Genomic DNA, 12,446 nt, shown 5'->3' with positions numbered 1-12,446 from the left:
ATGATCCGTCTCGACCTTTCCAGCGAGCCGAAATGGCTCGATCTCGGCTCTGGCCTGCGCCTGCACGTCCTGCCCGTCACCACCGCGATCATGGTCGCCGCACGCAATGATCCGGCGGTGGAAGCGCTACCCGAGGGGGCGAGCAAGGAGGAACAGGCGTTGGTGATGGCGAAGGCGGTCGCCCGCCGCGTGGTCACCGGCTGGGAAGGTGTCGGCGATGCCGACGGCAATCCCGTTCCCGTCACACCGGAAGGGATCGACGCGCTTCTGGACATCTGGCCGGTGTTCGAGGCCTTCCAGACCCGCTGCCTCGCGCCGCATCTGATGCTGGATGCGGAAAAAAACGGCTCCGCGCCCTCGCAGACTGGCACTTCGGCGGGGGCGAAAGCTACTGCGCGGCCTGCGAAGGCTCGTGCCCGGACTGCCCGGCGCGGCTGAACCGTCCGGAAACTCCGGAAGGTTGGCAGGTCTGGGATCTGGCACAGCGCCTTACCGGGCAGCTTCGCATCGCGACCGGCATGGGCGGGACCATGGTGCTCGGCTGGGACATGACGGCGGCGCTCGCGATGGCGCGGGCGCTCGGGCTCGATCTGCTGGTCGCTGCCGAATGCCTGCCCGAGATCGAGGCGGTGATGGTGCGCAAGCTCAACGAACAGATGGTGTCCAGTGACCGGCGGTCGCCGGGGCCGGAGCAATGAATCTGGTCCGCAAGCGTCGTCCCGTTCGTCAGGAATAATGACCCATGGCCCAGAAACGCGTCTCCGTCCGCCTCGTCGCTGAAGGCGGCCGGCAGGTGAAGACTGAGTTTCAGGGGATCGGCGACGCAGGCGAGAACAATTTCAGGCGGATCGAGCGGCAGGCCGACATCACCGGAGCGGTGGTGCGCCGGGTCATGGGCGTCCTCGGCGCAGCGATCAGCACGCGCCAGCTCGTCGCCTATGCCGACCAGTGGACCGACCTGCGCTCGCGTGTCGATCTCGCCACCGGCTCGCAGGAAGCTGGTGCGGCCGTCATGGACCGGCTCGCGTCGATGGCGCGCCGGACCTATTCGAGCCTGGGGCAGACCACAGAGTCCTGGCTCGCCAATGCCACGGCCCTGCGCGAACTGGGACTGACGACGGCGGAATCGCTGGATTTCACCGAGGCGCTGAACAACGCCATGGTCGTCTCGGGTGCGCGGGCCGAGCGCGCGGCCTCGGTGCAGAACGCGCTCTCGAAGGCCATGGCCCTCGGCAGGCTCAGCGGAGACAACCTCAACACCGTGATCCAGAGCGGCGGGCGGCTCGCGGAACTGCTGGCGTCCAAGCTCGGCACCACCGTCTCGGGCCTGCGCACCCTCGGTCAGCAGGGCGCGATCACCGGCGATGTCATCCGCACGGCGCTGATCGGCAATCTCGAGCTGCTGCGTGAGGAAGCCGACAGCATGCCGGCGACCATCGGCGACGCCTTCACGCTGATCGGCAATGCCGCCCTGCAGCTGGTCGGGACCTGGGATCAGATGGCGGGCGCCTCCTCGACGGTGTCCGAGGCGCTGATCCTGCTGGCCGACAATCTGGAGAGGCTTGCGGCCATCGGCATCGCCTTCGCGGCCTTCATGGCCGGGCGTTGGGTCGCGGGGCTCATTGCCGCCCGCGTCGCGACGCTCACGCTGTCGGGCGCGCTGACGCTGCTGCGCGGCGCCATCATCCGCACCGGGATCGGCGCATTGATCGTCGGCGCGGGCGAGCTGATCTACTGGTTCGGCCAGCTCGTGAAGGGCGCGGGCGGCTTCGGTTCGGCGCTCGAGCTGATGGGCAACGTGGCGCGCGCCGTCTGGGACGGGATCAAGACCACCCTCGGCTCCTTCGTGGATGACTTCCGGGCCATGCGCGCGGATATCGAGGCGATCTGGCTGCGGCTGATGGCCTTCTTGTCGAACAAATGGGCCGACTTTCTCGGCACCATCGGACCGACCTTCAACGCGGTCGCCGACACGATCGGTGCGGACGCGCGGATCGACTGGTTCGGGGCGCAATCCTATGCCTCGATGCTCGACCATGCCGCCAGCAACGCCGGCGCGATGGCCGACCGCTATCGCCAGCGGGCGGCCGAGACCCGGGCGGGAGCTTTCGACGGCGTGGGCGCGGCGATGCAGGCGCTGCGTGATGCGCTGAGTGGCGATGACAGCGAAGGCGCGCTGGACGATGCCGCTGCTTCGGCAGGTCGAGTGACGGCGGCTCTGAACGATACCACGGCCGCTGCCGGTCGTGCCGGCGCGGCCGGGCGCAATGCTGGCGAGCAGACGCGCGCCGGGGCCGAGGCCGCCGCAACCGGTTGGGCGGCGGTGAGCCAGACCCTGGCCGACTATGCAACGAAGGCGCGCGACATCGGCGGCGACATCGGCAATGCCTTGGTCGGGGCGTTCCGCAGCGCCGAGAACGCGATCGGCGAATTCGTGAAGACCGGCAAGCTGAAGATCAGTGATCTGGTCACCTCGCTGATCGCCGATCTGGCGAAGCTCGCCGCGCGGCGTTTCATCCTTGGCCCGCTCGCAGGTGTGCTTTCGGGCGTTCTGGGCAATCTCGGCGGCGGAATCTTCGCCAACATCCTGCACGCAGGCGGCATGGTCGGCGCGCCGGGACCGGGCCGCATAGTGCCCGCCATGGCCTTCGCCGGGGCGCCACGCATGCATTCCGGGGGCTGGGCTGGCCTCAGGCCCGACGAGGTGCCCGCGATCCTGCAACGCGGTGAGCGCGTGCTCTCGCGCCGCGAGGCAGCGGGCTACGGCGCCACCGCCGGCCAGACCGTCAATGTCACGATCAATGCCCGCGACGCCGAGAGCTTCCGGCAATCCCGCACACAGGTGGCGGCCGATATCGCCCGCGCGGTCTCGCTCGGCCGAAGGGGTATGTGAGGCATCGTCATGGCTTTCCACGAGGTCCGGTTTCCGGGCGATATCAGCCGTAGTGCACGCGGCGGACCGGAGCGACGCACCCAGATTGTCGAACTCGCCTCGGGCGACGAGGAGCGCAACGCCAGCTGGGCAAACTCGCGCCGCCGCTATGACGTGGCCTATGGCATCCGTCGTACCGATGATCTCGCGGCAGTGGTCGCCTTCTTCGAGGCGCGAAATGGCCGCCTTCACGGCTTCCGCTTCAAGGACTGGGCGGACTTCAAGTCCTGCCTGCCGTCGCAGGTGCCGGGCGCAACCGACCAGGTGATCGGCACCGGCGACGGTTCGACAACGCAGTTCCAGCTGGTGAAGCGCTACACCTCCGGCGCGCAGTCCTGGACACGGACCATCACCAAGCCTGTCGCCGGGACCGTGACCATCGCCCTGAACGGCACGGCTCAGGCTTCCGGTTGGTCGGCAACCACATCGACCGGCCTCGTCACCTTCGGCACGGCACCCGGTGCGGTCATCGCCGTCACGGCGGGCTTCGCCTTCGACGTGCCCGTCCGCTTCGACACCGATGCAATCGACGTCACCCTCGATCTCGAACGGCTCGGTTCGATCACTTCCATCCCGCTGCTGGAGATCCGCAGATGAACGACGAGCCCGGATTCATCGCTGCGGTCCTGCGCGATCTTCTCGCCTCCACAGCGGTGATCCTTGCCGCCTGGGGCGCGCTCGGCGGCGCGACCAATGCGCTGACCACGAGGATGCGCCTGCGCGATGCACTGCGGCACATCCTGCTCGGCGGGTTGATCGCGGCCGGGATGGGCAGCCTTTCCATGGCACTCGTCACCAGGTGGCTCGGCTTGCCGCCTGAGGCGATCCCAGCTGGCGGGGCAGCAGGGTCCGCGGCCTATCTCGTCGGCGTCTTCGGCCCGGCCTTCATCGAACTCGTCCTCGCCCGCCTGCGCGGCGCGAAGGGAGGGGACGATGAATGAGCTTCTCCGACTTGCGCGCTTCATTCGCTGCGAACCCACCGCCCCACGCCAGGCTTTCGCCCACCGCCTGCGCATCGGCCTCGCCATCGCCGCGCTGATCTTCCTGATTTCCACTTTCGGATAACGCCATGCACATGACCGACCGGGGCCTTCTGGCCCTCGTCCGGCACGAAGGACTCGTGCCCGGACCCTATCTCGATGTGAAACAGGTCTGGACCTTCGGCATCGGCCACACGGCCTCGGCTGGGTCGCCCGATCCGGCCAGGATGCCCCGTGGCATGCCCGCCGATCTCGATGCCGGTATCCGTGAGGCGTTCAGGGTCTTCAGAACCGATCTGGCCGCCTACGAGGCGGCGGTGCGACGCGCGGTGACCGTGCCGCTCGAGCCGCACGAATTCGATGCCCTGGTCAGCTTTCACTATAACACCGGCGGCATCGCGCGAGCCGCACTGACGAAGGCTCTGAACGCAGGCAACCGCGCGGCGGCGGCCGAGGCCTTCATGGGTTGGCTCAAACCCGCCGCGATCCGGCCCCGGCGCGAGGCCGAGCGCGATCTGTTCCGCCATGGCCGTTACCCCACCGGGACCATCCCGGTCTGGGCGGTCGACCGCAATGGCCGGGTCGATTTCTCGCGACCAATCCGGCGGCTGACCGAGAACGAGGCGCTCGCGCTACTGCGCCCGAAGGTGGCTCCGGCTCCGACGGCCGGCGACCCCATACCGATGGTGCCCGCTGCGCCCACGCTGCTGTCTCGCCTCATCGCATTCCTCACCACCCTGATCGGAGGACGTCCATGAACTGGAACCTTGCCCGCGGCCTCGTCTATCTGGCCTGTCTTGCCGCATCCGGCCTCGCCATGGCCGGGCTGGCGGATTTCGACCTCGCCACCGGCACCCTCGATATCCGGCCCTTCAATCTCTATGCCCTGACCGGCGCGGGCGGAGGCGTGGTGTCTTCGCTTCTGGCTTCCGTGGCGCTTCTGCGCGGCTGGGGGCGGAAGTGAAGTCCCTCTCGCCTGCTTTCCAGGCCCATCTCGACGAAGGCACGACCACACTGGCCTGGTGCTGGCGGATCGCGCGCGCCGATGGCACAACCTTCGGGTTCACCGACCATGACGGGACGCTCACCTTCGACGGCACCGGTTTCGAGCCCGAGAGCGGGCTGACCGCGTCGGAGGTCCGCTCCGGTTCCGATCTCTCCGTCGACGCGCAGGACGCCGAAGGCGTGCTGACCTCCGACCGGATCACCGAGACCGACATCCTCGACGGTCGCTGGGACAATGCAGAGGTCGAGGTCTGGCGGGTGAATTGGAGCGATCCGGCGCAGCGCGTGCTGATGCGCCGCGGGGCGATCGGCCAGATCCGGCGGGGACGGCTCGCCTTCGTGGCAGAGGTCCGTTCGCTTGCACATGTCCTCGGACAGACGGTCGGCCGGACGTTCCAGGCCACTTGCGACGCGGCGCTCGGGGACGGGCGCTGCGGCGTCGATCTGGACGCATCGGCCTTCAGGGGAACGGGCGTCGTCATTGATCTCCTGCGTGACCGAACGTTCACGGCTTCCGGCCTCGGCGCGTTTGCCGCCGGCTGGTTCACCTTCGGCACGGTCGAATGGACCAGCGGTGCCAATGCCGGACGGCGGGCAGAGATCATCGCGCATGACCTGACCGACGGCATCGCCGTGCTGACGCTGCTCGAAGCGCCGGTGCGCTCCATCGCCGAGGGTGACGGTTTCACCATCCGCGCGGGCTGCGACAAGCGCATGGAGACCTGCGGCGCAAAGTTCGCCAACACTGCCAACTTCCGAGGCTTCCTGCACATCCCCGGCCAGGATGCCGTCCTCCGCTACGCCACGAAGGACGGCGGTCACGAGGGAGGCGTGCTGTGACGCAACCCCTCGCATTGGCCGACCCCGCGCGCGTCATCGCCATCGCGCGGTCATGGCTCGGCACGCCCTACCACGACCAGGCCAGCCTGCGCGGCGTGGGCTGCGACTGCCTCGGCCTCGCCCGCGGGGTCTGGCGCGAGATCGTCGGCCCCGAGCCGTTCCCGATCCCAGCCTACAGCCGCGACTGGGGCGAGACCGGCCCGCGCGAGGTGCTGGCCGAGGGCGCGCGGCGCATGATGCCCGAGATCGCCCCGTCCGAGGCCTGTCCCAGCGCGCTGGTCCTCTTCCGGATGAAGCCCCGCGCCATCGCCAAGCATGTCGGGATCCTCACCGGCCCCGACAGCTTCATCCACGCCTATGAGCGGCTCGGCGTGATCGAAGAAGCGCTGACGCCGACATGGCGTCGCCGCATCGCCTTCGCCTTCCTGTTTCCCCGCCCGGCCGCATCCGAGTGCAAGAAGGCTCGGCGCAGAAGAAAGTCCTGACCTGTGGCCACACTCGTTCTCGGTGTCGCTGGTGCCGCCATTGGCGGCAGTATCGGCGGCGCGATCCTCGGCGTCAGCGCCGCCACCATCGGTGGCTTCATCGGCTCCAGCATCGGCTCGGTTGTCGACAGCTGGATCATCTCGTCGCTGGCGCCGACGCAGCGCATCGAGGGCGTGCGGCTCGACACGCTGCGAGTCACTGCGTCCACCGAAGGGGCCGTGATCCCCCGGCTCTACGGCCGGATGCGGATGGGCGGCAACATCATCTGGGCAACGGATTTCCGCGAGGAGACGAAGACCAGCACGCAGGGCGGCGGCAAGGGCGGCGGGGGCGGCAAGGTCAAGACGACCGAGTATCTCTACTACGCCAGCTTCGCCGTGGCGCTCTGCGAGGGGCCGATCACCGGCATCGGCCGCATCTGGGCCGACGGCAAGCCGATGGACCTCTCCGGCGTCACCTGGCGCTGGTATCCGGGCGACGAGGCGCAGACGGCCGATCCGTTCATCGCGGCCAGGATGGGCGCGGCGAACACGCCCGCCTATCGCGGCACGGCCTATGTCGTCTTCGAGGAACTGGCGCTCTCGACCTACGGCAACCGCCTGCCGCAGCTGTCCTTCGAGGTGTTCCGGCCGCTCGCCGATCCCGACACCGCCGAGGGGCTGACCCGTGTGGTCACCATGATCCCGACCTCGGGGGAGTTCACCTACGCGACGCAGGCCATCCGCAAGACCGATGGCGGGACGACAAAGGCGGAGAACCTGAACGCGCTGGCCGACTCCACCGACATGGTGGAGTCGCTGGACCGGCTGCAGGCGATGGCGCCCGCGGTCGAGAGCGTCAGCCTCGTCGTGGCCTGGTTCGGCGACGACCTGCGGGCGGGATCGTGCAAGGTGCGGCCGGGCGTCGAGGTGTCGGCCAAGTCGACCACGCCCGCCAGCTGGTCGGTGAATGGCGTCAGCCGCGCAAGCGCCTTCCTGGTCAGCCGCGACGACCAGGACCGCCCGGTCTATGGCGGCACGCCGTCCGACTTCGCCGTGGTGCAGGCGATCCAGGAGATGAAGGCGCGCGGGCTGCGCGTGACCTTCTATCCTTTCATCCTGATGGACGTGCCGCCCGGCAACACGCTGCCGAACCCGTATTCCGACAACGCTGCCGAGATGGGCCAGCCCGCCTTCCCCTGGCGGGGGCGGATCACCTGTTCGCCTGCAGTGGGGTTCGCCGGGACCGTGGACAAGACCGCCACGGTGGCAAGCCAGGTCGCGGCGCTGTTCGGCGCGGCCACGCCAGCGAATTTCAACGTCTCGGGCCAGTCGGTCGTCTGGACCGGCCCATCGGGCGACTGGGGCCTGCGCCGCATGGTCCTGCACTATGCCCATCTCTGCGCGGCCGCAGGTGGGGTAGACGCCTTCCTGATCGGCACCGAGATGCCGGGCCTCACCACCATCCGCTCGGGCGCATCCACCTATCCGGCCGTGCAGGCCTATCGGAATCTGGCCTCTGATGTCCGGTCCATTCTCGGGGCCGGAACGAAGATCGGCTACGCTGCCGACTGGTCGGAATATTTCGGGCATCAGCCGGGCGACGGCAGCGGCGACGTGTTCTTCCACCTCGATCCGCTCTGGGCCGATCCGGAGATCGATTTCATCGGCATCGACAACTATATGCCCCTGTCGGACTGGCGGGACGGGTTCGAGCATGCCGACGCTACCGCAGGCTGGCCTGCGATCTACGACCGGGCCTATCTTCAGGCGAACATCGCGGGCGGCGAAGGCTTCGACTGGTTCTATGCCTCGGCCGCCGATCGGTCCGCGCAGCTGCGGACTCCGATCGCCGATGGCGCCGCTGGCAAGCCGTGGGTCTTCCGCTACAAGGATCTGCGCGCCTGGTGGTCGAACCCGCATTACAACCGCCCGGGCGGGGTGGAGAGCGCGACGCCGACGGCATGGGCGCCGCAGTCGAAACCGATCCGGTTCACCGAGCTCGGCTGTCCCGCCATCGACCGGGGCACCAACCAGCCCAACGTCTTCTTCGATCCGAAGTCGTCCGAGAGCTTCACGCCGTATTTCTCGCGGGGCTGGCGCGACGATGCGATCCAGCGCGCCTATCTCGAGGCGAGCTATCTCTGGTGGGGTGAAGCCGCGAACAACCCGGTCTCCGTCGTCTATGGCGGCCGGATGGTCCATGTCCCGGAATGCGCCGCCTGGACCTGGGATGCACGGCCCTATCCTTTCTTCCCGGAACTGACCGGCGTCTGGACCGACGGGCCGAACTGGCGGCTCGGACACTGGCTGACCGGTCGGCTCGGCGCGGTGTCGCTCGCAGCACTCGTCCGGCACCTCTGCCTGCGCGCAGGGATGCCCGATGACCGGATCGATGTCACCGGGCTCTGGGGCGCGGTCGAGGGATACGCGATCGGCGCGCTGGAAAGCCCACGCGCCTCGATCACCACGCTGTCGCGGCATTTCGGCTTCGACGCGGTGGAGACCGAGGGGGTCATTCGTTTCATCATGCGCGGCCGGGCCTCCGTCGCCACCATCGCGCCCGACGAGATGGTGGCCACCCGCGAGGGTGACGTGCTGGAGCTGACGCGGGGCCAGGAGACCGAACTGCCGCAGGCGCTGAAGTGGCAACTGGCCCGCGCCGACGAGGACTACGACGCCGCGCTCGTCGAGGCACGGCGCATCACGGTCGACACGGCGCGGATCGCATCGGAGAGTTTCCCGACGGCGGTTCCGCCGGAAGAGGCGGAACGCCGCTGCCGTCGTGCGCTGCTCGAAGCCTGGACCGGGCGCGAGAGCGCGGCCTTCCGCCTTCCGCCCTCGCGGCTGGCGCTCGATCCCGCCGACGTGATCCGGCTCGCCCATGACGGGCGGGAGATCGAGTTCCGTCTCGTCTCCGTCGCAGATGCCGAGGCGCGCGGAGTGGAGGCGATCCGCCAGGACCGCGTGACCTACGATCTGCCGCCCGGCGATCCGCGTGCGGCCTCGCTGACGCGCCCGGTCGTGTTCGGTGCGCCCGACGCGATATTGATGGACCTGCCGCAACTGACCGAGGATCAGCCTGCTCATCGTCCCTTCGTCGCAGCCCATGCCGTTCCATGGCCCGGCGAGATGGCGGTGTTTCGCAGCGGCTCGTCCGATGGCTTCGAACTGCTGACCACCTTCGGCGGTCGGGCGAGGATCGGCGTCCTGGTTTCGGATTTCTGGTCGGGACCGACCGCGCGCTTCGATCTCGGCAACGTGCTGGTGGTCGATCTGCTGTCGGGCACGCTGGAGAGCGTGACCGATCTGGCGCTGTTCGGCGGCGCCAACGCACTCGCCGTCGAGAGCGCACCAGGCATCTGGGAAATCGTGCAGGCGGGGGCGGCCGAACTGATCGCACCGGGGCGCTATCGTCTCACCCGACTCCTGCGCGGGCAGCGCGGAACCGAGGGCGCCATGAGCAATCCGGTCCCGGCCGGGGCGCGGCTCGTGGTGCTGGACGCTGCGCTGGCGTCACTGCCGATCGCCGAAGCCGATCTCGGGCTTCCCTGGAACTGGCGTATCGGTCCGGCAAGCCGCCCGGTCAGCGACGAGACCTATGTTGCCGCGAGCTTCACGCCCGAAGGCAAGGGGCTCCGGCCGTTCGCGCCGACCCATGTCGAGCAGCCATGGCGCCGGGCGCGTGTGCCCGGCGATCTCACCATTCGCTGGACGCGCTGTGACCGCTCGCTTGTCGCCGACAGCTGGAACGCCGCCGAAGTGCCGATGAGCGAGGCATCCGAAATGTATGTCGTCGACATTCTCGACGGTTCAGTGGTCAAGCGATCCTTGACCACTGCTGCCACCAGCGCCGTCTACACTGGCGCCGACCAGGCCGCCGATTGGGGTGCGCCGCTCGAGCCCGGCGATGCGCTCACCATCCGCATCGCCCAGATCGGGCAGTTCCTCGGCGCCGGCGCTGCGCTCACCACCACCCTGGTTCTGACCATCGGAGACATCCATGTCCGACACCACGGCGCACCTGGCGCTGCCCTTCATCATGGCCGCACAAGCCCAGAAGCATGTCACCCACAACGAGGCGTTGCGGATCCTCGACGGCATCGTGCAGTTGTCCGTCAAGGATCGCGACCTGACCGCGCCGCCGGGAAGCCCCACAGACGGTGATCGCTACATCGTCGGCTCCGGCGCCACCGGCGACTGGGCTGGCTGGGACCTGAACGTCGCGCTCTTGACCGATGGCGCCTGGTTGCGTCTACCGCCGCGGGCCGGATGGCTTGCATGGATCGAGGACGAGGCTCTGCTGCTGGTCTACAACGGCGCGGGCTGGATTGGCACCACACCGGCGGCACTGCAGAACCTTGCCCTGCTGGGCCTGGGCACCACGGCGGATGCGTCCAACCCGTTCTCCGCAAAACTCAATGCCGCGCTCTGGACCGCGAAGGCCATCGCCGAAGGCGGCACTGGCGATCTGTTCTACACCATGAACAAGGAGGCCGCCGGTCGCGACCTCGGGCTCACCCTCCAGACCGCCTATGTCACCAAGGCGCTGATTGGCCTCTTCGGTTCGGACAGGTTCCGGCTGGCGGTCTCCGCCGACGGCAGCACCTTCTTCGACGGGCTGATCGTCGACAACGCCACCGGCATCGTCGACCAGCCCCGGCTGCCACGCTTCAAGGGCTACACCAACTACGACAACTATGTCGCCGTTGACATCTGGACGAAGATCGCCATCAACAACACCGACTACAATGACCAGAGCGCCTTTGAGGCCGCCAACAACCGCTTCGTCGCGCCGGTCGCCGGCACCTACCTCTTCGGCGCCACGCTGCTTTACAAGGTCAATTCCAGCACCACGGCGCGCATGCGCGGGCGGCTCGTGCTGAACGGCTCGACCGAAATCCGGGGATCACGCGGTGAAATCTCGGGCGATCATGTCTCCGAGGCAACCGCGCTCTGGCTGCAGACGATGATGGTGCTCAGTGTGGGCGACACTGTCGAGTTGCAAGGCACGTTCCGCGTGGCGGATGGGTATTTTGCCGCCGATCATACGTCTTTCTGGGGCTGCAAGGTCGGGTGACACGGAAGGTAGTGACCAGACGGGATGGCGCGGGATAGGCTCGTCCAATGAACACGGACGCCGAAAAACGGATCGCGGCCAAGCTCGCCAAAATTATGGCGATGCTTTGCGTGCGCAACACCCATATCGAGAACATCCATGCGGGCCTCACGCCCGTAACCCATACCGGGGACTGGAGCGATGTCATCGTGGTCGATGCCGATGGCAGGCGCATCCCGTGGACGGAGGTGTCGCATATCACCGACGAGGACATGCGTGAGCTGATGAGGCAGATCGTGAACCGGCTCTACACGTTCCACCTCTGCGCGGACGACCCAAAGCTGCAGGCCGAGATTGAAAAGTGGATGGCCGCCGCGGGGAAGTGGGACGAGCCTGAAATCGATCCGCAAATGATCAGACGCACGAATTACGAAAGCTGAACTTCGGCGTGGCATTCTCGGCGGGCAACTCAGCATCTCAGGCGACCACCGGATAGAACGGCCGCCCCCAATCCTCGTGCGGATTATCCATCATCAGGTCCACGAAGACCGGCATCAAGAAGGCAAGGATTGCGGCGCCGTCGCGCACCTGCGCCCTGTTCACCCCGCTGTTCCAGGTCGATCCGCCATGGACCAGCTGGTTGCGCAGGACATAGAGCCGGTCGAAGACGAAGCTCAGCACGCGGATGCTGTCGCCAGCCTGGAATGCCTGCGCGAAGCTGCGGGATGACGCCTTGAACCTCTCCTCCCAATCCTCAAAGCCGTCGATCCCGTTGTGGTGCTGCCAGAACGGATTGAAGACGTAGCGGTTTTCCATGAGCATTCGCACCGGACCCGAGAACCGCTGCCACAACGCCTTGTAGATCCGTCGTCCCCCGTCGCGCGCCACCAGCCTGCCGAAATAATCGACGAAGGCAGCCCGTTCGCCGGGTGCAACCGACTGGAACTCCCGCTCGTCCGCATAGGCGGCATTGAACGCGATCCAGAGGAAGATGAAGCGGGCGTCGTCGTCTTCGCCGCAGGCTTCCGCGCGTCCGATCCAGCTGATGGCACGATGGGCACGCAGACCCATGGTTTCAGGAAAGCCATCGCGGATGGCGCGCTGCTTGGTTTTCAGCGCCGCGTGGTCGAGAATATCCGTCATTCACAATCCCCCTCTGAAAATCC

General features: G+C 67.6%; 14 protein-coding genes. 13 read left to right on the top strand and 1 reads right to left on the bottom strand.

Annotated features, from left to right (window positions below):
• From ABID37_RS04145 to ABID37_RS04085, 13 genes are all read left to right on the top strand, one after another.
• Positions 1 to 438 (top strand): phage-derived protein YdaY family protein, encoded by a 438-nt coding sequence (locus ABID37_RS04145; RefSeq protein WP_354192810.1) that lies wholly within the window; start codon positions 1 to 3, stop codon positions 436 to 438.
• A 92-nt stretch (positions 439 to 530) separates the two neighbouring features.
• Positions 531 to 698: a DUF7697 family protein gene (locus tag ABID37_RS04140; RefSeq protein ID WP_354192809.1), complete on the top strand. Its 168-nt coding sequence runs from the start codon at positions 531 to 533 to the stop codon at positions 696 to 698.
• 44 nt (positions 699 to 742) lie between these two features.
• Positions 743 to 2,893 carry a tape measure protein gene (locus ABID37_RS04135; RefSeq protein ID WP_354192807.1) on the top strand — a complete coding sequence of 717 codons (2,151 nt, stop codon included), beginning with the start codon at positions 743 to 745 and terminating at the stop codon, positions 2,891 to 2,893.
• A gap of 9 nt (positions 2,894 to 2,902) precedes the next feature.
• Positions 2,903 to 3,529 (top strand): phage distal tail protein, Rcc01695 family, encoded by a 627-nt coding sequence (locus ABID37_RS04130; protein WP_354192805.1) that lies wholly within the window; start codon positions 2,903 to 2,905, stop codon positions 3,527 to 3,529.
• Positions 3,526 to 3,873 (top strand): hypothetical protein, encoded by a 348-nt coding sequence (locus tag ABID37_RS04125; protein WP_354192804.1) that lies wholly within the window; start codon positions 3,526 to 3,528, stop codon positions 3,871 to 3,873. Before ABID37_RS04130 ends, ABID37_RS04125 begins: the two co-directional genes overlap by 4 nt.
• Entirely contained in the window at positions 3,866 to 3,997 is a 132-nt protein-coding gene (locus ABID37_RS04120) for a hypothetical protein (protein ID WP_354192803.1), read from the top strand. Before ABID37_RS04125 ends, ABID37_RS04120 begins: the two co-directional genes overlap by 8 nt.
• 4 nt (positions 3,998 to 4,001) lie before the next feature.
• Positions 4,002 to 4,670: a lysozyme gene (locus ABID37_RS04115; RefSeq protein ID WP_354192801.1), complete on the top strand. Its 669-nt coding sequence runs from the start codon at positions 4,002 to 4,004 to the stop codon at positions 4,668 to 4,670.
• A complete protein-coding gene (locus ABID37_RS04110) occupies positions 4,667 to 4,876 on the top strand; it encodes a hypothetical protein (protein WP_113450927.1) in 210 nt (69 codons plus the stop codon). The genes ABID37_RS04115 and ABID37_RS04110 overlap by 4 nt, the downstream gene beginning before the upstream one ends.
• The gene (locus tag ABID37_RS04105) at positions 4,873 to 5,757 is read left to right on the top strand and encodes a phage/gene transfer agent baseplate hub protein (protein WP_354192800.1); all 885 of its coding nucleotides are present in this window, start codon (positions 4,873 to 4,875) and stop codon (positions 5,755 to 5,757) included. Before ABID37_RS04110 ends, ABID37_RS04105 begins: the two co-directional genes overlap by 4 nt.
• Positions 5,754 to 6,242 (top strand): NlpC/P60 family protein, encoded by a 489-nt coding sequence (locus ABID37_RS04100; RefSeq protein WP_354192799.1) that lies wholly within the window; start codon positions 5,754 to 5,756, stop codon positions 6,240 to 6,242. The genes ABID37_RS04105 and ABID37_RS04100 overlap by 4 nt, the downstream gene beginning before the upstream one ends.
• 3 nt (positions 6,243 to 6,245) lie before the next feature.
• A complete protein-coding gene (locus ABID37_RS26230; RefSeq protein WP_435521531.1) occupies positions 6,246 to 10,388 on the top strand; it encodes a baseplate multidomain protein megatron in 4,143 nt (1,380 codons plus the stop codon).
• Positions 10,327 to 11,301 (top strand): DUF2793 domain-containing protein, encoded by a 975-nt coding sequence (locus ABID37_RS04090; RefSeq protein ID WP_435521536.1) that lies wholly within the window; start codon positions 10,327 to 10,329, stop codon positions 11,299 to 11,301. Before ABID37_RS26230 ends, ABID37_RS04090 begins: the two co-directional genes overlap by 62 nt.
• A 47-nt stretch (positions 11,302 to 11,348) precedes the next feature.
• Positions 11,349 to 11,720, top strand: coding sequence for a hypothetical protein (locus ABID37_RS04085; RefSeq protein ID WP_354192797.1), 372 nt, complete (start codon positions 11,349 to 11,351; stop codon positions 11,718 to 11,720).
• A 37-nt stretch (positions 11,721 to 11,757) separates the two neighbouring features.
• On the opposite strand, the gene ABID37_RS04080 is transcribed toward ABID37_RS04085, so the two are convergent.
• Complete coding sequence (locus ABID37_RS04080; protein WP_354192796.1) at positions 11,758 to 12,423, bottom strand: hypothetical protein; 666 nt, start codon at positions 12,421 to 12,423, stop codon at positions 11,758 to 11,760.
• Positions 12,424 to 12,446 lie beyond the last annotated feature (23 nt).

The organism is Aquamicrobium terrae, from assembly GCF_040545735.1.
In the GTDB taxonomy this organism is placed as follows: domain Bacteria; phylum Pseudomonadota; class Alphaproteobacteria; order Rhizobiales; family Rhizobiaceae; genus Mesorhizobium; species Mesorhizobium terrae_A.
This window is presented reverse-complemented; position numbering and strand designations above follow the sequence as displayed.

Coding starts and splice junctions, on each gene's coding strand:
- ABID37_RS04145 (WP_354192810.1), top strand. CDS start 1: ATGATCCGTCTCGACCTTTCCAGCGAGCCGAAATGGCTCGATCTCGGC.
- ABID37_RS04140 (WP_354192809.1), top strand. CDS start 531: ATGGTGCTCGGCTGGGACATGACGGCGGCGCTCGCGATGGCGCGGGCG.
- ABID37_RS04135 (WP_354192807.1), top strand. CDS start 743: ATGGCCCAGAAACGCGTCTCCGTCCGCCTCGTCGCTGAAGGCGGCCGG.
- ABID37_RS04130 (WP_354192805.1), top strand. CDS start 2,903: ATGGCTTTCCACGAGGTCCGGTTTCCGGGCGATATCAGCCGTAGTGCA.
- ABID37_RS04125 (WP_354192804.1), top strand. CDS start 3,526: ATGAACGACGAGCCCGGATTCATCGCTGCGGTCCTGCGCGATCTTCTC.
- ABID37_RS04120 (WP_354192803.1), top strand. CDS start 3,866: ATGAATGAGCTTCTCCGACTTGCGCGCTTCATTCGCTGCGAACCCACC.
- ABID37_RS04115 (WP_354192801.1), top strand. CDS start 4,002: ATGCACATGACCGACCGGGGCCTTCTGGCCCTCGTCCGGCACGAAGGA.
- ABID37_RS04110 (WP_113450927.1), top strand. CDS start 4,667: ATGAACTGGAACCTTGCCCGCGGCCTCGTCTATCTGGCCTGTCTTGCC.
- ABID37_RS04085 (WP_354192797.1), top strand. CDS start 11,349: ATGAACACGGACGCCGAAAAACGGATCGCGGCCAAGCTCGCCAAAATT.
- ABID37_RS04080 (WP_354192796.1), bottom strand. CDS start 12,423: ATGACGGATATTCTCGACCACGCGGCGCTGAAAACCAAGCAGCGCGCC.